The organism is Nisaea acidiphila, from assembly GCF_024662015.1.
Taxonomy (GTDB): Bacteria; Pseudomonadota; Alphaproteobacteria; order Thalassobaculales; family Thalassobaculaceae; genus Nisaea; species Nisaea acidiphila.
Map to the genome: position 1 here is coordinate 3,443,033 of NZ_CP102480.1, position 17,154 is coordinate 3,460,186.

The 17,154-nt window shown below is 59.7% G+C and carries 15 protein-coding genes, 1 pseudogene and 1 riboswitch; of the genes and pseudogenes, 5 read left to right on the forward strand and 11 right to left on the reverse strand.

All coding sequences use genetic code 11. The annotated features are described in order from the left end of the window. Nucleotides 1-199 precede the first annotated feature (199 nt). Nucleotides 200-1,096, reverse strand: a complete 897-nt coding sequence (locus tag NUH88_RS16070) for an MBL fold metallo-hydrolase (RefSeq protein ID WP_257767409.1) — start codon at nt 1,094-1,096, stop codon at nt 200-202. 653 nt (nt 1,097-1,749) lie between these two features. On the opposite strand from NUH88_RS16070, the gene NUH88_RS16075 reads away from it, so the two are divergent. From NUH88_RS16075 to NUH88_RS16085, 3 genes are all read left to right on the forward strand, one after another. Beyond that, complete coding sequence (locus tag NUH88_RS16075) at nt 1,750-2,406, forward strand: DUF1826 domain-containing protein (RefSeq protein WP_257767410.1); 657 nt, start codon at nt 1,750-1,752, stop codon at nt 2,404-2,406. A 24-nt stretch (nt 2,407-2,430) separates the two neighbouring features. Beyond that, complete coding sequence (locus NUH88_RS16080; protein WP_257767411.1) at nt 2,431-3,594, forward strand: S-(hydroxymethyl)glutathione dehydrogenase/class III alcohol dehydrogenase; 1,164 nt, start codon at nt 2,431-2,433, stop codon at nt 3,592-3,594. 292 nt (nt 3,595-3,886) lie between these two features. Beyond that, entirely contained in the window at nt 3,887-5,314 is a 1,428-nt protein-coding gene (locus tag NUH88_RS16085) for a protein adenylyltransferase SelO (protein ID WP_257767412.1), read from the forward strand. 353 nt (nt 5,315-5,667) lie between these two features. On the opposite strand, the gene folE2 is transcribed toward NUH88_RS16085, so the two are convergent. The 4 genes and pseudogenes from folE2 to yidD form a co-directional block, all read right to left on the reverse strand. Then, nucleotides 5,668-6,588 carry a GTP cyclohydrolase FolE2 gene (gene folE2 / locus NUH88_RS16090; RefSeq protein ID WP_257767413.1) on the reverse strand — a complete coding sequence of 307 codons (921 nt, stop codon included), beginning with the start codon at nt 6,586-6,588 and terminating at the stop codon, nt 5,668-5,670. 228 nt (nt 6,589-6,816) lie between these two features. Beyond that, the gene (locus tag NUH88_RS16095; protein ID WP_257767414.1) at nt 6,817-7,242 is read right to left on the reverse strand and encodes a nuclear transport factor 2 family protein; all 426 of its coding nucleotides are present in this window, start codon (nt 7,240-7,242) and stop codon (nt 6,817-6,819) included. A gap of 139 nt (nt 7,243-7,381) precedes the next feature. Next, nucleotides 7,382-9,307: pseudogene (gene thrS, locus NUH88_RS16100) on the reverse strand (threonine--tRNA ligase); the annotation flags it as partial. Nucleotides 9,308-9,402: 95 nt separating this feature from the next. Beyond that, nucleotides 9,403-9,543, reverse strand: coding sequence for a membrane protein insertion efficiency factor YidD (gene yidD / locus NUH88_RS22320; RefSeq protein ID WP_372743524.1), 141 nt, complete (start codon nt 9,541-9,543; stop codon nt 9,403-9,405). A 98-nt stretch (nt 9,544-9,641) separates the two neighbouring features. On the opposite strand from yidD, the gene NUH88_RS16105 reads away from it, so the two are divergent. Together NUH88_RS16105 and hisI are read left to right on the forward strand one after the other, a co-directional pair. Continuing rightward, nucleotides 9,642-9,851 carry a hypothetical protein gene (locus NUH88_RS16105; protein ID WP_257767415.1) on the forward strand — a complete coding sequence of 70 codons (210 nt, stop codon included), beginning with the start codon at nt 9,642-9,644 and terminating at the stop codon, nt 9,849-9,851. Continuing rightward, nucleotides 9,848-10,342, forward strand: coding sequence for a phosphoribosyl-AMP cyclohydrolase (gene hisI, locus NUH88_RS16110; protein WP_257767416.1), 495 nt, complete (start codon nt 9,848-9,850; stop codon nt 10,340-10,342). Before NUH88_RS16105 ends, hisI begins: the two co-directional genes overlap by 4 nt. 94 nt (nt 10,343-10,436) lie before the next feature. On the opposite strand, the gene nrdF is transcribed toward hisI, so the two are convergent. From nrdF to NUH88_RS16140, 6 genes are all read right to left on the reverse strand, one after another. Next, entirely contained in the window at nt 10,437-11,426 is a 990-nt protein-coding gene (nrdF, locus tag NUH88_RS16115; RefSeq protein ID WP_308220069.1) for a class 1b ribonucleoside-diphosphate reductase subunit beta, read from the reverse strand. Between the two features lie 8 nt (nt 11,427-11,434). Then, on the reverse strand, nt 11,435-13,642 hold the full coding sequence (gene nrdE / locus NUH88_RS16120; protein ID WP_257767417.1) for a class 1b ribonucleoside-diphosphate reductase subunit alpha: 2,208 nt from the start codon (nt 13,640-13,642) through the stop codon (nt 11,435-11,437). Continuing rightward, on the reverse strand, nt 13,624-14,034 hold the full coding sequence (gene nrdI, locus NUH88_RS16125; RefSeq protein ID WP_444329681.1) for a class Ib ribonucleoside-diphosphate reductase assembly flavoprotein NrdI: 411 nt from the start codon (nt 14,032-14,034) through the stop codon (nt 13,624-13,626). Before nrdI ends, nrdE begins: the two co-directional genes overlap by 19 nt. Before the next feature lie 10 nt (nt 14,035-14,044). Then, complete coding sequence (gene nrdH / locus NUH88_RS16130) at nt 14,045-14,266, reverse strand: glutaredoxin-like protein NrdH (RefSeq protein WP_257767419.1); 222 nt, start codon at nt 14,264-14,266, stop codon at nt 14,045-14,047. Nucleotides 14,267-14,368: 102 nt separating this feature from the next. Further along, nucleotides 14,369-14,562: riboswitch (cobalamin riboswitch) on the reverse strand. A gap of 305 nt (nt 14,563-14,867) precedes the next feature. Then, complete coding sequence (locus NUH88_RS16135; protein WP_257767420.1) at nt 14,868-16,010, reverse strand: tyrosine-type recombinase/integrase; 1,143 nt, start codon at nt 16,008-16,010, stop codon at nt 14,868-14,870. A gap of 201 nt (nt 16,011-16,211) precedes the next feature. Then, the gene (locus NUH88_RS16140) at nt 16,212-17,147 is read right to left on the reverse strand and encodes a LysR family transcriptional regulator (protein ID WP_257767421.1); all 936 of its coding nucleotides are present in this window, start codon (nt 17,145-17,147) and stop codon (nt 16,212-16,214) included. Nucleotides 17,148-17,154 lie beyond the last annotated feature (7 nt).

The following is a 17,154-nucleotide window of genomic DNA, read 5'->3' on the forward strand; positions in this document are numbered from 1 at the left end:
TGATAGGTTTGTTCGGAGAAGAAAATGATCGCGTTCTCACAGGACCCGGGTCAAGGCGGATCGTGCCGCACCGGGCGCGAAAGCGTGCCCGGTGCGCCTAAAATCCATGGGGGGCTGGCAAAGCCTCAATGAGTGAGCGCAATCGACAGAGGAGGCCGGGTGATGCCGGCCTCCTGCTGACTGGGCGTCCAGGAAGTCCTTAACCTGGCAATTCCTGCATCACCATGGGCGCCGGAAAATACCGGAATCCTTCGCCCTGCTTGGCGATGTGTCCGATCCCCGGCCACGGGAAGTGATAGGCGATCATCGGCATCCGTTCCGCGGCCAGCATGTCGAGAACCCTATAGCGGGTCTGCGCCGACTGTTGAGGGTCGGTGTCGTAGGCGAATTCCATCAGCGGCTTCTCAAGCAGAAGCACGTGGTGATGGGTCGTATCGCCGATCGCGGCCATGGTCTGACCGTCGGAGGTAAGGAGGAACATGGTGTGGCCGACAGTATGGCCGGGCGCCGACATGGCCTGGATGCCCGGTAGAAATTCCTCGCCGTCCTTGAAGAACACGATCCGGTCCCGGTTCGGCAGCAGATTCTTCCGCGCGCCTTCAACGAACGGCTTCATATAGCCCGGCTCCGTCATTGTGAGCTTGGCTTCGTCGGTCCAGAATTCGAAATCGGCTTGCGAGATGTAGATCTGGGCATTCGGGAAATTGCGCTGGCCGTCGTCGGCCATGATTCCCCAAACATGGTCGCAATGCGCGTGGGTACAAAGGATCGCATCGATCGAGGCCGGATCGATCCCGGCGACCTCGAGATTGTGCATCATCTGACCGGTCGTCGGTCCGAAGATCTTGGACTGGCCCATTCCCGTGTCGAACAGCACGAGATGGGATCCGGTGTTCACCACGAGAATGTTCTGTTCCAGGACGACATTGGACGGGTCCAGGAAATTGCTGGTGAGCATTTGGCCGACTTCTTCCTTGGAGGTGCCCAGGAAGCTGGCTGAAGGTTCTCCCAAAGGCAGGATACCGTCCGAGATCACGGTGCCCTGCATCGTTCCGTGCTTGAAGCGGTAGAAGTATGGGGCCTGGCCAGTCGCCATCGGTGCTTTGCCCAAGACCGGACCACCGTTCAAACCGACGGCTGATGTTCCAAGAATTGCCGCAGCACCCAAAAGGGGTTCCACGGCGGGTGAGCGTAAGATCGCGCATGCGTTTGCTCCCATCATGATTATCCGGACAATGTCAGCCGTGACGAGATCGCCTGTGATCTCCCGACAATCTGTGGGCACGGCGGATTATCCGAGGCTTTTTGGTTGTTTCGAGTATTAGAATTGAAACGTTATAACGTTACATAACATCTTTAAGTCGCGCAATATTCTATAAAAATAAGTCATTCCATGTTGATCGGACGTCGAGTCGCGGTCCCAAGTTCGAACGCCAAGCTCAAGCGTCTCAATTGCAATATGTTATATTATAACATAACTTAAATTCAGATGACTTACCGACGGGTTCCAGGCGTTAGCAAAGGGAAAGAGCGAATGCAGGTCGCGGTGCGGGCGGTTATGTGGCGGCTTGGTTCCCCAAGGTCCGCCTTCCAAGTCTTGCCTGGGCTGGGAGATACCAATCTGATGTTTGTCCTCACCTCGATTTACCGGGTCTTTGTCGATTGGCTTATCGCGGATGTGGGCGATCCGGAGAGTTTCCCGGGCCTTTCAGGCGCTTATCCAGTATGGCGGCAAGTGGAAGCGGCCGCATGACGCTCGCGGAGCAAGTCGTAAGCCAGAGTCCCGCGTCCAGTGTCCGTGTAACCGACGCACCTGACGGACTTTCTGAAATCCTCAGGCCGGATTGTGCAGCGGTGATCTGGCGGAGGAAATCTGCGCCGGGCTTCCAATCCTGGATTGACGCTCTCGATCCGGGCCAATTGCCCCGCGCGCGCGTCATCCTGCGTCCGAGTGATGTGCGGGATGCGGCGGCGCAAATCTGCGAGTCATGCGGCACGCCGGATTGCCCGGAGCGCGACATGCTGATCGACGACGCCGCGGCTCTGGCGGGCATATTCGCGAGCGTGATGGAGGCTTCGTATCTAAAGTTGCGATTTGACCGTATTACGAACGACGCCTGCACGAAATTCCATACCGATGCGGTAACAGCCCGGCTGATCTGTACCTATCGTGGGCCCGGCACGCAGTACGGCTTGGTGCGCGGCATGGCGGAACCTTCGCGAATCTCATCCGTGACAACCGGGTCGGCGATGTTGTTGCGCGGAACACTCTGGCCGGAACGGCCGCAATCCGGTTTGAGTCATCGCTCTCCCCCCATATCAGGCACGAAGACAACGCGCCTTGTCCTCGTTCTTGATCCAGCCGCCGATCCGGAGTCGGCAAACGACCCGATCATTCTGCAGTGACGTCGATCGAAAGGGAGGTCAGATATGAAAACACGCGCAGCCATCGCATGGGAGCCGAACCGGCCTCTGGAGATCGAAGAGATCGACCTCGAGGGTCCAAAGGAAGGTGAGGTGCTCGTTCGAATAGTGACGACCAGCCTCTGCCACACGGACGTTTTCACGCTCTCTGGTGAGGATCCCGAAGGTCTTTTCCCGTGTGTTCTCGGCCACGAGGGGTGTGGCGTCGTCGAGGAGGTGGGCAAGGGTGTGACATCGGTCGCACCGGGCGATCACGTGATCCCTCTCTACGTTCCCGAAGACCCGAACTGCCCCTATATCAAGTCGGGTAAGACCAATCTTTGCCAGACGATCCGCAAGACCCAGGGCGCGGGAGTCATGCCCGATGGGACCTCCCGGTTCTCCTATAAGGGCAAGCCGATCCTGCACTATATGGGGACCAGCACCTTCAGCGAGTACACCGTTCTCCCGGAGATTTCGGTTGCCAAGATCACGAAGGAAGCACCGCTTTCCAAGGCCTCCGTCATGGGGTGCGCGGTTCCGACGGGGATAGGAGCTGTGAGAAACACGGCGAAGGTTGAGGCTGGTGCCACTGTTGCGGTTTTTGGTCTCGGCGCCGTAGGCATGGCAGTCATTCAGGGGGCCGTCCTGAACGGTGCGTCGCGGATTATCGGGATTGACGTCAATCCGTCCAAATTCCCGCTCGCAAAGGCGCTGGGCGCCACCGAATGCGTCAATCCGCGGGATCACGACGAAGCAATCCATAACATCCTCATCGATATGACAGATGGAGGTTTGGACTACACGTTTGAGGCGGTCGGGAACGTTGAACTGATGCGTTCGGCGCTCGAGGCCTGCCACAAGGGGTGGGGTGAATGTACGGTGATTGGTGTCGCCGGTGCCGGTCAGGAGATCTCCACACGGCCTTTCCAACTGGTCACGGGCCGGGTCTGGCGAGGGACCGCTTTCGGTGGTGTGTTGGGACGCAGCCAGTTGCCAGGCATGGTCGATGAATGGTTGCGCGGCGATTTCAGCGTGGATCCGTACATCACGCACCACATGACGCACAACCAGATCAACACGGCCTTCGACCTCTTGAAGGCGGGCGAGTCGATCAGATCAGTGATCCACTTCCAGCCGCAGGAGACCATGACGGTCAATACACTGCCCGGAAAGGTGGTTCCCGAGTAACTGAATGGCATGTCTGCGGCACGCCTCCCTTTCGAGAGGCGTGCCGAAATCTTCTTGATCGGAGTGATCGGTCAGAGGGGGCGGCAGGGGGCTCCGGAGTGGATCATGTCTGTTAGCTAGTGCTTTCTGAGGCAATCGGGCTTCGGGCCTCGTTGGCGGGTCCACTGAGCCGCAATCCGGTAGATAACGCAGTCTCCAATAACCGTCGCCGCTTGTATTGGTTCCGGCTAAAACCAACTATCTACCGCTGTCGGACGAAATCTCTCACTGTGAGCGTCGAAACCTGTCTCCCATGACTGCGATCCCCTTCGAAAACAGCTTTGCCAGGCTTCCGGACCGGTTCTATGCGAGGCTTTCGCCCGAGCCGGTTTCCGCGCCTAGTCTGATCAAAGTGAACCACACTTTGGCGCGGCGCCTCGGTTTGGATCCAATCGCGCTCGAGAGCCCCGACATGGTCGCCGCCCTGGCCGGGAATTCACTGCCCGCAGGTGCCGAACCGCTCGCTCAGGCTTATGCCGGCCATCAGTTCGGCAGCTGGAACCCGCAATTGGGCGATGGCCGTGCGATCCTGTTGGGCGAAGTGGTTACGCCTGACGGGCACCGCTACGACATTCAGCTGAAAGGCTCCGGGCAGACGCCTTTCTCGCGCCGTGGGGATGGCCGTGCGCCGCTGGGGCCGGTCCTTCGAGAGTACATCATCTCCGAAGCGATGGCCGCGCTCGGTGTCCCAACAACCCGGTCATTGGCTGCAGTCGCTACAGGGGACAGCGTTTACCGGGAAGAAATTGAGCCAGGAGCGGTTCTGACTCGCGTCGCCGCGAGCCATATCCGCGTCGGTACTTTCCAGTTCTTTGCAGCGCGCGGCGACATCGAGGCCGTTCGCCTCCTCGTTGAACATGCGATCGCGCGGCATTACCCGGACGCAGCAGCGGCACCTGACCCGGCTTTGGCCTTCTTGCAAGGAGTTGTGGCGCGTCAGGCGGCTTTGGTTGCCCGCTGGATGGCGTTGGGGTTCATCCACGGGGTTATGAATACGGACAACATGACCGTTAGCGGAGAGACGATAGACTACGGACCGTGCGCATTCATGGATTCATATCATCCATTGAGGGTTTTCTCTTCCATCGACCACGGGGGACGCTATGCCTATGCCAACCAGCCGCGCATCGCGCAGTGGAACTTGGCATGTCTGGCGCAGTCTCTCCTGCCTGTTCTTTCGGGTGATGAAGAAACGGGATTGAAAGCCGCTCAACACGCCGTCGATGCATTCTCGGATCTGTTCCAAAATGCGTGGCTAACCGAGATGCGGGCCAAACTGGGTCTCGCCGGCGCCGAGGACGGGGACGCAGGTCTGATCGAGAGCCTGCTCAACGTCATGGAGGAAGCCGAAGCCGATTTCACCCTGACTTTTAGAGGGCTTGCGGATGGGACGGCGCGCGAACAGTTCCGCGATCCCAAGGCCTTTGACCGATGGCTGAGCGATTGGCGTGCCCGCGGTGGCAGCGAGACGTTGGATCTGAATCGGATCAATCCGGTTTTCATTCCGCGCAATCATCTTGTCGAGTCCGCGATCGCAGCGGGTCTCGAAGGTGATTTCAAACCGTTCGAAGATCTCTTGATGGTTCTTTCCGACCCGTTCACTGCGCGGCCGGAATACGGGACCTACGCGAACCCGCCGCAGCCTGACGAGCGGGTCTATCAGACCTTCTGCGGCACCTGAGAGCTCTCCCGAGGCCGGTTGGCTGCCGACCGCCGGAAATCAAGGCATTCGGCAAACGGCCGGAAAAGTTGGTCCAAAGTGACGAGACTGAAGGCATGAAGTAATTCTTGGATCGGTCTGGCTTTGGACGATCCGGGCTTGGTTTGGATGGCATGTATGTGCCCATCAACGATTGCACGCGCCGGTTCCAGAAAACGGTCGTCCGGTATCCTATCGCCAACGCCGGGCGCGCGGTCATCCTTGTGTCGTCGCTCGATTTCATCGGTCTATCGGCAGATACAGGGCGACCGGAATGGGGGGCAATGATCCACGAATATCGGATGTTCCTGTTCACCGAACCACGCCTCGTTCTCTCAGAACCCCTGCGAATGACTGCCAATGCCCGGCTGTGCCCAAGCCACGGCATCATGCGGATGTAAGCTTTCGAAATGCCGTACATGGACGCTCGGAAACAGATGGCTGTCCAGCGCCGACTCGATCCGCCGCGCCGCGTCTTCAACGAACATGAGGTTGCGCCCGTTGAGAACCGCGAAGGCCTGTTCGTCCGGGCGTTTGACCGCCGTTTGCACCGGAGTCTGCAATGCGGCCTCAATACGGTCGATCAGCGCCAGCAGGCCGAAGCTGTCGGCGCCTGGGTCCGAGTCGACCGAGACCTGAGCTTCGCTGCGCTGGCTATGCGGCGTCGCCGCCGAGGCATTGTCGCGCAGCCATGCGGCAACCGCGTCCGGCGTCACATCCGTCTGTCCCGCGAAAGCTTTGAGAAAGCCTTGCTCCACCACTTGGCGCGACAGCGCTGCCGAGCAGGGGCAGGTCGAAGAATAGGTGATCCGTAGTTTGACGCGACAGCGATAGGCGCCATGGATCGCAGATGCGTCAATCTGCACCGGATAGGAGGTCCAGCCAGACAGGCCCTCGGTCAACAGCGCAGGGCGTCGGACCAACAGGTCGAAGGCGAGGCGAAGTCGCGCATTGCCGCTGCCACAATCGGCATGACTGTCGATCATCCTGTCCAACAGCACTTTCAACCGCGCGGGCGATAGCCCGTTACCCTCACTCAGCATGTCGAGCAGGCGATAGAGTCTCGACATGTGAATTCCCTTCGTCTCGGGTCGCGGAAGGTCCACTTGGGTATCGACGCGGGCATGCAGGTCCCGATTGTAGTCGGGTTCGCGAACCGTCACTGGCAGGTCGATACCCTGCATGCCAACCCAGGCGAGCGGGCTGTGAGCCGGGGCGGCGTCAGAGAGGGAGATGTCGGGCAGTTCAGCATTCATGTCCGGTTCCGATCACGATGTATTTCTCTTCTTGCTTCAGGATTTGCAGGAGGTTCAGGCCGTTCCGGTCGGGGGCTCAGGGGCTCAGGGGCTCCGCCAATGGGAAAACGCTTCGTTGTTCGATGGTCAGGCGGTCAGATCTCAGTTCCCAGGCTGTGGTTGTCGCGGAGGGTGATAGCGCGTTGACTGGCGTCGGGTGTGGATGCAAAGGTCCTGGTCGAGGGAAGTTCAAACGGCTTCCGACAGGCGTGACGAATGATGGCCCGTGATGAGCCAGCGACCGTCAATCTCCTCGAAAGTGAAGAGAAAGCGCGCGGGGACCGCTTCTTCGCCAGACTCTCTTTGCAAATAGAACGTATACAGGCCCCCGATGACCATGGTCCCGAGCTTTCGGCTTACGCGCTTCTTCCGAAGGGTGATCTCGCAGCGGATCTTTCCGTTCGCCAGAAAATTCTCGAAATACTGACGGCGTTCCTCTTCCCGTTCGCCGATTACATTCGAGAGAGTCGGAACAAGAATGGCGTCGGGGGCGTAGAGCGCGAGCAGGTCGTCGATCACTCCGACCGAAATCACCTCCGCCCAACGAAACAGCGCGCGCCTGGCGGAGGCGAGGCATTTTGCCTCCAGGCTCGCAAAATCTGTATTCGGTTCCATTCCGCTCATCTGCATTGACCACTTGTTTGAGGAAGGTGTCGCGGCGCGGCTAGTCGAAGACGAGCGATTAACCAGTCATCGCACCTGCATGCGCGGCGTCGAGCGGGAGTTCGCTGTTGCCCAATTCAGGCTGGGAAGCGGGCGAGGCAGGTCCGAGGGGCGGATTTGCTTCGGAAGCGAGACGATCCAATACTTCGGCCAAGGGAAGCGCCTGTCTCTCGGGCGATCCGAGCCGACGCATTGACACGCTCCGTTCCTCGACTTCCCGTTTACCCAACACGAGTAAGACCGGAACCTTCGTCAGACTGTGTTCGCGGACCTTGTAGGGGATCTTCTCGTTGCGGAGATCGAGCCCGGCGCGAAGACCACGTGCGGCAAGGAGCGCGCGGACTTCGCGCGCATAATCGTCAGCGTCCGACGTGATCGTTGCAACGACCACCTGCGTCGGCGCAAGCCAGAGCGGAAAATGCCCGGCGTAATGCTCGATCAGGATACCGGTAAAGCGCTCCAGCGAGCCGAACATCGCCCGATGTAGCATGACGGGCGCAGTCTTTTCGCCGCGTTCATTGATGTAGAAAGCATCGAAGCGCTCCGGGAGGTTGAAATCGACCTGGAGTGTGCCGCACTGCCAGTCCCGGCCAATGGCGTCGCGCAACACATATTCGAGCTTCGGGCCATAGAACGCGCCCTCGCCTTCGTTGACCGTGAAAGGCCGGCCGAGCGTGTCCAGTGCCTGACGAAGCGATTGTTCAGAGCGGTCCCAGGATGTGTCCGAGCCAATGCGATGTTCCGGTCGCGTCGACAATTTGATGCGGATATCCGTGAAACCGAAATCCTCGTAAATCGAGAGAATGAGGTCGTTGACCTTGATGCATTCTGCGGTCAGTTGATCCTCTCTGCAGAAGATGTGGGCGTCGTCCTGCGTGAAGGAGCGTACCCGCAGCAATCCATGCAGTGCGCCCGACGGCTCGTAGCGGTGAACCTTGCCGAACTCCGCGATCTTGAGCGGCATGTCCCGGTAGCTCTTCAGACCCTGCTTGTAGATCAGCATGTGACCGGGGCAATTCATGGGCTTCAGCGCGAAGTCGCGATCGTCCTCGGTCTTGGTCGTGAACATATGCTCGCGGTAGTTCTGCCAGTGGCCCGATGTCTCCCACAGATGCCGGTCCATGATATCGGGCGTATTAACCTCGATATAACCGGCCGCCGCCTGCCGCTTGCGCATGTAGGCGATGAGGGCCTGGAACAGGGTCCAGCCCTTCTCGTGCCAGAACACCGAGCCGGGCGCTTCCTCCTGAAAGTGGAAGAGATCCATCTCCCGGCCAAGGCGGCGATGGTCACGCTTCTCGGCTTCCTCCAGCATTTCGAGATGCGCATCGAGGTCCGACTGAGTCGCGAAGGCGGTGCCATAAATGCGCGTCAGCATGGGCTTGGTCGAGTCCCCGCGCCAATAGGCCCCGGCGACCTTGGTCAGCTTGAAGGCTTGGCCGACCTTGCCAACCGAATCCATATGCGGGCCACGGCAAAGATCAAGCCATTCGCCTTGCCGGTAGATTTTGATTTCCTCGTCTTCCGGGATGGCATCGATCAGCTCGACCTTGAAGGTCTCCCCCTTCTCGCGGAAGAAATCCTTGGCCTGTTCGTGGCCCCAGATTTCGCAGGTGAAAGGCTCGTTGCGGGCGACGATCTCACGCATGCGCTTTTCGATCAGCGGCAGATCGTCAAGTGTGAACGGCGTGTCTCGGGCGAAGTCGTAGAAGAAGCCATTCTCGATCACCGGCCCGATCGTCGCCTGAGTGCCCGGGAAGAGTTCCTGCACCGCCTCGGCCAGAACATGTGCCGCGTCATGGCGAATCAGGTCCAACGCGCGAGGGGCCTCGCGGGTGAGGAATTCGACACGCGCATCGCTGTCGACCCTTTCGACGAGGTCGGTGAGTCTGCCGTTCACCACCATGGCCACCGACTTTTTTCGCAAGGATGGCGCAATGCCGGATGCGATCTCAGCGCCGCTGAGCGGTGCCGCGAACTCGCGTAAGGCGCCGTCAGGCAGAGTGATACGAACCATGGATCAGCCTCAAGTACAGGAGTTTGAAAAAGGGAGCGATTGACCGGCACAGTGGCTCGGCAAATACCGCCAAGCGATTGGCATCGTGCGAGACGTCAGCTTCTCAGGACGAGGTCCCTTAAAGGCCCATGGCGCTTCCGGATCTCAATGGCATGAGCCGAGCAAATCGGACGGAAACGACAGGTCGGAAACCTTCGGGTGCTCGTCGCTTGTAAGCAGTCTCGAGGCGGCGCCATTGGAAGTCACGCTCTTCGCCAATCAGGTAATGAACTTGAATGTTATATTATAACATTACATTAATAAGGACAATAGTGAGCCGAGGAGTCATGGCAAAATGAATGCTGCGCCAATGAACGCTGCGCTTCGGAACATCGTCGCAGAACACGACAATAAAACCCTGCGGTTGCGCCGCGCCCACGAGGATCTGATCGACACTGCGGCACGAGTCGCATGTACCCAGGGACGTCGCTTCGAGGCTAACAAAGCCAGTCCGGTCAAACTGCGCGAACGGATTTCCAATGAATCCGATGAGGTGCTCGGATGAGCGCGGTATCCTCCAATGTGAATGGTGCGCCTTTCGCTCCGCGCCTGTCGGTAGAACAGGTAGAGGAAGGTGCGTTGCTTTCCCCGAAATTCGGCGTGGACGGACTAATTCCCGTTGTCACCACCGATGCCGAATCAGGCGAAGTCCTGATGATGGGGGTGATGACGTCGGAGGCGCTGCTCCTTACGGTCGAGACGGGTGAAGCGCATTACTGGAGCCGCAGCCGGCAATGCTTGTGGCACAAAGGCGCGACCAGCGGGCTCATCCAGAAGGTTGTCGAGATTAGGGTCGACGACGATCAGGACGCAATCTGGTTGCGGGTCGAGATTGCCGGCGGCGCAAGTTGCCATGTCGGTTATCGGTCGTGCTTCTATCGTGCTGTTCCGCTGCAAGCGGCGGCGCGCCCCGTCGAGTTAACCTTCACAGAGACGGAAAAGGTTTTCGATCCGGTCGCGGTCTATGGCGATGCGCCGAACCCCACGCAGCTCTAAGATGATGCCGCAGACGGTAGGAGCGGGTCTCTCTGTCCTAGGTGCCGTTGTTCACGAAAGAGCGAAATGCTGAACCCCATCTCTTGAACGACGATCAGAAATCCCAGTCCTCGTCCTCGGTCGCGACAGCCTTGCCGATGACGTAGCTGGAGCCGGAGCCGGAGAAGAAGTCGTGGTTCTCGCTGTCCGGCGAGAGAGCGGCGAGGATCGCCGGATTGACCTCGCAGGCCGCTGGCGGGAAGAGCGCCTCGTAGCCGAGATTTTGCAGTGCCTTGTTAGCGTTGTAATGCAGGAAGGCTTTCACTTCCTCGCTGAGACCGAGGCCATCATAGAGTTCCTCTGTGTAGTGCGCCTCGATTTCGTAGAGGTCGAACATCAGCGTGAAGGCGAAATCCTTCAGGGCGTTGCGTTCGGCTTCGGATAGTCGTTCGAGACCGCGCTGGAACTTGTAGCCGATGTAATAGCCGTGCACTGCCTCGTCGCGGATGATGAGGCGGATCAGGTCCGCCGTGTTGGTCAGCTTGGCCCGGCTCGACCAGTACATCGGCAGGTAGAAGCCGGAATAGAACATGAAGCTCTCGAGGAAGACGCTCGCGATCTTGCGCTTCAGCGGATCGGCGCCGGCGGCGTACTCCTCGAGGATCAGCCGCGCCTTGGCCTGCAGGTGCGGGTTTTCCTCCGACCAGCGGAAGGCCTCGTCGACCTCCTTTGTGGAGCAGAGCGTGGAGAAAATGGAGGAATAGCTGCGCGCATGCACCGCCTCCATGAAAGCGATGTTGGTTAGCACCGCTTCCTCGTGCGGGGTGATCGCGTCCGGCAGCATGGCCGGTGCGCCGACCGCGTTCTGGATCGTGTCCAGCAGGGTGAGGCCGGTGAAAACGCGGATGGTGAGTTCCTTCTCCTCAGGCCTGAGCGTCGCCCAGGACTGCACGTCGTTGGAGAGCGGAACCTTCTCCGGCAGCCAGAAATTCACCGTCAGGCGATTCCAAACCTCGAGGTCCTTCTCGTCCTGCAGCCGGTTCCAATTTATGGCGCGCGGAACCGGGCGGGCGGAGGCGGATTTGGGCGTGGACATGTCGTTCATGGGCGGCCTCAGAGGGTGCAGGAGACGCAGCCCTGCACCTCGGTGCCCTCGAGGGCGGCCTGGCGCAGGCGGATATAATAGATGGTCTTGATGCCCTTCTTCCAAGCGTAAATCTGCGCCCGGTTGATGTCGCGCGTGGTCGCTTCCGCCGGGAAGAAGAGGGTGAGCGAGAGGCCCTGGTCGACATGCTCGGTCGCGGCGGCATAGGTGTCGATCAGGGCTTCCGGACCGATCTCGTAGGCGTCCCGGTAATAGTCGAGATTGTCGTTATTCATGAAGGGCGCCGGATAATAGACCCGGCCGATCTTGCCTTCCTTGCGGATCTCGATCTTGGACACGATCGGGTGGATCGAGGAGGTCGAGTTGTTGATGTAGCTGATCGAGCCGGTCGGCGGCACCGCCTGCAGATTGCGGTTATAGAGCCCGTCCTTCATCACGGCGTCTCGGAGCCCGGCCCATTCCTCGCGAGTCGGCAGGGCGATGCCGAAACTCTCGAACAGAGCGGCCACCCGGCCGCTCTCCGGAAGCCAGTCCCGGGTAACGTACTTCTCGAAGAAGCTGCCGTCGGCGTATTTCGAGCGCTCGAAGCCGACAAAGCTTTGCTGATTCTCGCGCGCGATTGCGTTCGAGGCGCGGATACAGTGATAGGCCACCGCGGCGAAATAGCAGCGGGTGAAGTCGACGCCCTCTTCGCTGCCATAGTGGATGTGCTCGCGGGCGAGGAAGCCGTGCAGGTTCATCTGGCCGAGCCCGATCGCGTGGGCCTCGTCATTGCCGCGGCGGACCGAGGGGACGCTGTCGATCGCCGACATCTCGCTGACCGCGGTCAGCGCCCGGACGGCGCTCTCGACCGTAGTCGCGAGATCACCCCCGTCCATGGTCCGGGCGATGTTGAGGGAGCCGAGATTGCAGGAAATATCGGTCCCGAGATGGCTGTAGCTGAGGTCGTCGTTGAAGGTCGAGGCCTCGTTCACCTGGAGGATTTCCGAGCAGAGGTTTGACATCGCGATCCGGCCTTCGACCGGGTTCGCTTCGTTCACCCTGTCCTCGAACATGATGTAGGGATAGCCGCTCTCGAACTGGATTTCGGCCACGGTCTGGAAGAAGGCGCGGGCGTTGATCTTCTTCTTACGGATGCGCTTGTCATCGACCATCTCCTCGTATTTCTCGGTCACCGAGATGTCGGAGAAGGGAACGCCGTAGACCTTCTCGATATCGTGCGGCGAGAACAAGTACATGTCCTCGTTTCGCTTCGCGAGTTCGAAGGTGACGTCCGGAATGACGATTCCGAGGGAGAGGGTCTTGATACGGATCTTCTCGTCCGCATTCTCCCGCTTGGTGTCGAGGAAGCGCAGGATGTCCGGGTGGTGCGCGTTCAGATAGACCGCGCCCGCACCCTGCCGGGCGCCGAGCTGGTTGGCGTAGGAAAAGGAATCCTCCAGCAGCTTCATGATCGGGATGATACCGGAGGACTGGTTCTCGATGCCCTTGATCGGCGCCCCGTGCTCGCGGATGTTTGTCAGCATCAGGGCGACCCCGCCGCCGCGCTTGGAGAGCTGTAGCGCCGAATTGATGCCGCGGCCGATCGATTCCATGTTGTCTTCAAGGCGCAGGAGGAAGCAGGAGATCAGCTCGCCGCGGCTTTTCTTGCCGGCATTGAGGAATGTCGGCGTCGCGGGCTGGAAACGGCCGGCGATAATCTCTTCCATGAAGCGCATCGCGAGCGCCGCGTCGCCGCGGGCAAGCGCCAGGGACGCCATTACCACGCGGTCCTCGAACCGCTCCAGATAGCGCCGACCGTCGCGGGTCTTCAGCGTATAGGAAGTGTAGTACTTGAAGGCGCCGAGGAAGGTCGGGAAGCGGAACTTCCTAGCATAGGCAGCGTCCCAGATCTGCTGCAGGAAGTCGCGCGAATAGAGATCGAGCACTTCTTCCTCGTAGTAGCCCTCATCCACCAGGTAGCCGAGCTTCTCGGCGAGCGAGTGGAAAAAGACCGTGTTCTGGTTCACATGCTGCAGGAAATACTGCCGTGCCGCCATGCGGTCCGCATCGAAGCGGATGCGGCCTTCCTCGTCGTAGAGGTTCAGTATGGCGTTCAGGGCGTGATAGTCGAGCGTCGGAAAGCCCTGGTTCGCCTCGGTGGAAGCTGCGGCTTGCAGGGGCGCCGATTTCTCGGTCTTGGGGTCGGCGACGGGCGCTAAGCCGCTGTCGAGCATTCCATCCTCCAGAATGTGGCGAGCCCGGTGCGAACGCGGGCGATATCTGTCTCGGTGCCCGCGAGCTCGAAGCGGTAGAGCACGGGTATGTCGCATTTGCGGGCGATGACGTCGCCCGCGAGCGCGTAGGTCTGGCCGAAATTCCGGTTTCCGCCGGCGATCACGCCACGCAACAGTCCCCGGCACGTTGGATCGTTCAGGAAGCGGATCACCTGTTTCGGCACCGCGCCGCGTCCCTCGCCGTCCGCATAGGTCGGGCAGATCAGGATAAAAGGTTCCTGCGGCTCGGGGAGGGGCTGGTCCGGCGAAACCGGTATACGTTCCGCCGGCAGTCCGAGCCGTTCGACGAAACGAGCTGTGTTTTCCGAACGGGAAGAGAAGTAGACCAGCACCGGCATCGGATCAGGCGAGTTGGCCGATCAGGTCGGGGCGGAAGCCGGCCCAGTGGCTCTCGCCGGCGACGACGACGGGAACCTGCTGATAGCCCATTTCCTCGACCCGCGAGAAGGCCTCATCGTCCTGTGTAAGGTCGACGACCTGGTACTCAAGGCCCTTGGCGCCGAGGGCGCGGGTCGTGGCGGTGCATTGCACGCAGGCCGGCTTGGAATAAACGATGATCGTCATGCTCTGTCCCCTTCTTGATCGGGCGGCTCGGCCGGGGACGCTGACGACTTAGGGAGTTTCGGGACTCGCCAAGCTCTCGCGCCCGAAGCCCTCCGCTTCAGCTCGTCACTCGCGCTCTGGCAGGTCTCCTGGCTCACGGCTCGGGTGTCTCGATCAACCTTCCCGGCAAATTTGGCCAGTGGTCTTTCAGATCTCGACTCGCCGCTTACAGTTGCGGGGGCAGCGCCGGACTCTCACCGGCTTCCCTCTTCACCTTCGACATACTGGTCTCAGGCACCAAAGCAACGATATCTTGGGGTGGGACTGAGCGTTCTGTCAACATATAGAAAAATTCGCGTGTATAGCCGCCGGATCTGGCTGTGACATTCAGGCGCTGCCAACACAAGGAGTGTCAGAATTCAGCTTGGGGGCCGTTTGTGCGGGGCAGTGATGCAGTACGGTGTACGGCACGCGCGTAACGAACAATGAATAGTAAATGCGTTCGCGGACCTGAGCGGGACCTAATGCGCGTTTCCCCAAAGAGAAAATGCCGGGGACCGTTAGGTTCCCGGCAAATTGAACAGGGAGGCTTCACATCTGGGAGGTCAAAAGCCAGTCGAGCCTATTTCCCCAGGCAAAATCGCTCCCAGCGCTCCATCAGCTCTTTCCGACGGTCGAACATATCCGACCTTGCATAGGCTCGTTCCACCTTATCTCCCAACGCATGAGCCAGCGCAGCCTCCGCGACTTCCCGCTCGGCATGATCATATTCACTGCACCAGTCTCGGAAAGTGCTCCTCAATCCGTGGACGGTGAAATCCGTCCGCTTCATGCGCTCGAGAAGGCGTGCGAATACCTGATCCGACTGTGGCCTGGCGTGCCCGCCCTTGCCTCTTCGATCACTTGGGAAGACCAGTTCGGTGTCGAGCCCGCGCACGGCCTCCAAGACCTCTAGCGCCTTTCCCGTGAGAGGAACACGATGCGGCTTGTCAGCCTTCATGCGTTCTTTCGGAAGCACCCAGAGGCCATTCTGAATCTCGCTCCATCGTGCACCGCGCGCCTCTCCAGATCTCGTTGCCGTCAGGATCAGGAATTCAAGTGTCCGGGCTGAAAGGCCTTCCCTCTCGGATAGCTGCTTCATGAAACTCGGCAACTCTCGCCAAGGTAGGGCGCGCATATGTTCGACACTCCGCTTCACCGTGGGAAGCGCGCGCTCGATCCCGTTCGTCGGGTTCTCGCTGTGATAATAGCCGGCGCCCCTGGCCCAGTCGAAGATTGTGGAGAGGCGCTGTTTCACGCGTTTCGCAGTATCGCTTTTCTCCGTCCAGATTGGCGTCAGAACCTCAAGCACTTCGCTGATGCCGATCTTCTCGATTGGCATGTCACCCAGGGTTGGCTCGGCATAGCGCTGCAGCGAGGCGAGCCATTTATCGGCATGCTTCTCGCTCGACCAGGCGCCGCGATTGTTCTCGTGGACAGTCTTAATGGCGTCGCTGAACCGGATCGTCTTCCGTCGCTTCTCGGCGATGGGGTCACCGCCGTTCCGAGCAATGCGTCTGTAATCGATCGCGAGTTCCCGTGCCTCGGCCAGGGAGACAAGCCCGGCCGAGCCGAGACCGATGTCGCGGCGGCGGCCGTGCACAACCGTGCGCAGGATCCAGGATTTGCCGCCCTTGGGGCCGATCCGCAGGTAGAGGGCATTGCCGTCACCATAGAGCCCCGGATCCTTCAGAGACTTGACCGTCTTTGCGGTGAGGCGGTTCATGACCCGTGTCCCCACATTTTGTCCCAACCATTTTACCAACATTTGTCCCAACATCAAAACTGCGATGTGGGGGCACATCGTGAGACAGCATGAAATAGCGTTTCTGAAATTATAGAAATATCATGAAGATATTGGAACCATCTGAAAATCTATGGGACAGGGGTTCGGTAGCCTCCTCCGCTACCAACATTCCTTCAAGGATCAGGGCCGCGTCTCAAGGTACTTAGGCGAGAGCGTGAGCGGCGCCGATCGGCCTGTTTCCTTCAGCGTGTCCGCGAGATGGTCAACGAAACGCCGCACCTTGGCGGAAAGATTGTGTCGCTCCGGATAGACTGCTGAGAGATGTGCGGATTGCCGATAGTTGGGCAAGACGATGCGCAGATTTCCCTGCCGTACGTGACTAGCGATGTCCCATTCTGATCGTAGCATGATCCCGTGCCCCCCAAGGACCCAGTCCAAGGCTATTTCGCCGTCGTTCGTGCTGAGGTCGCCACCTACCTTTGCAGTCGGCATGTCTCCGTTCCGGTCGTCGAAACGCCATATATCGTAGGCACCGTGGTCTTGGCGCAGCACGATGCAGTTATGCTCCTGGAGATCTCCGAGTGTTGCAGGGAAACCGCGACGGCTCAGATACGAAGGCGCTGCGCAAAGATACCTTCGGTTGCGAACTAGTAGGCGCAGGACCATTCGGCTGTCGGGAGGCGCACCGAAGCGGATGCCGAGATCGACACCCTCTTTTACAAGATTCAGGGGTGCGTCTGTCAGCAGCAGCTGGACTTCGACTTCGGGATATCGCTGCTTGAAGGTCGATATCGCCGGAGCAATGAAGGTCCGGCCGAAACGGAGTGTAGAGTTGATCCTCAATAGGCCCTTCGGGGTGTCTCGCGCTCCAGTGATCCGTTGCTCGAGAGCGTCGATATCCCCGAGGATCCGCTCCGCCTCAAGAAGATAGGCGTCTCCCTCGCTTGTCAGGCTCACGCGCCGGGTCGTTCTGTGAAGAAGCCGAACGCCGAGCCGATCCTCTAGCTTAACTAAGCGCCGGCTTACGGCTGATGCGGATATCCCCAGTTCCCTTCCGGTAGCGGTGAAGCTCTCCAGCCGGGCAAGAAGGACGAAGAATGAGAGGTCGTTTCCCACGATTTTG

Bases quoted from the DNA above. Each gene is read 5' to 3' on its own strand.
- NUH88_RS16070 (WP_257767409.1), bottom strand. From the start codon at position 1,096: ATGGCGACTGGCCAGGCCCCATACTTCTACCGCTTCAAGCACGGAACG.
- NUH88_RS16075 (WP_257767410.1), top strand. From the start codon at position 1,750: ATGACGCTCGCGGAGCAAGTCGTAAGCCAGAGTCCCGCGTCCAGTGTC.
- NUH88_RS16080 (WP_257767411.1), top strand. From the start codon at position 2,431: ATGAAAACACGCGCAGCCATCGCATGGGAGCCGAACCGGCCTCTGGAG.
- NUH88_RS16085 (WP_257767412.1), top strand. From the start codon at position 3,887: ATGACTGCGATCCCCTTCGAAAACAGCTTTGCCAGGCTTCCGGACCGG.
- folE2 (WP_257767413.1), bottom strand. From the start codon at position 6,588: ATGAATGCTGAACTGCCCGACATCTCCCTCTCTGACGCCGCCCCGGCT.
- NUH88_RS16095 (WP_257767414.1), bottom strand. From the start codon at position 7,242: ATGGAACCGAATACAGATTTTGCGAGCCTGGAGGCAAAATGCCTCGCC.
- yidD (WP_372743524.1), bottom strand. From the start codon at position 9,543: ATGGCGCCGCCTCGAGACTGCTTACAAGCGACGAGCACCCGAAGGTTT.
- NUH88_RS16105 (WP_257767415.1), top strand. From the start codon at position 9,642: ATGAATGCTGCGCCAATGAACGCTGCGCTTCGGAACATCGTCGCAGAA.
- hisI (WP_257767416.1), top strand. From the start codon at position 9,848: ATGAGCGCGGTATCCTCCAATGTGAATGGTGCGCCTTTCGCTCCGCGC.
- nrdF (WP_308220069.1), bottom strand. From the start codon at position 11,426: ATGAACGACATGTCCACGCCCAAATCCGCCTCCGCCCGCCCGGTTCCG.
- nrdE (WP_257767417.1), bottom strand. From the start codon at position 13,642: ATGCTCGACAGCGGCTTAGCGCCCGTCGCCGACCCCAAGACCGAGAAA.
- nrdH (WP_257767419.1), bottom strand. From the start codon at position 14,266: ATGACGATCATCGTTTATTCCAAGCCGGCCTGCGTGCAATGCACCGCC.
- NUH88_RS16135 (WP_257767420.1), bottom strand. From the start codon at position 16,010: ATGAACCGCCTCACCGCAAAGACGGTCAAGTCTCTGAAGGATCCGGGG.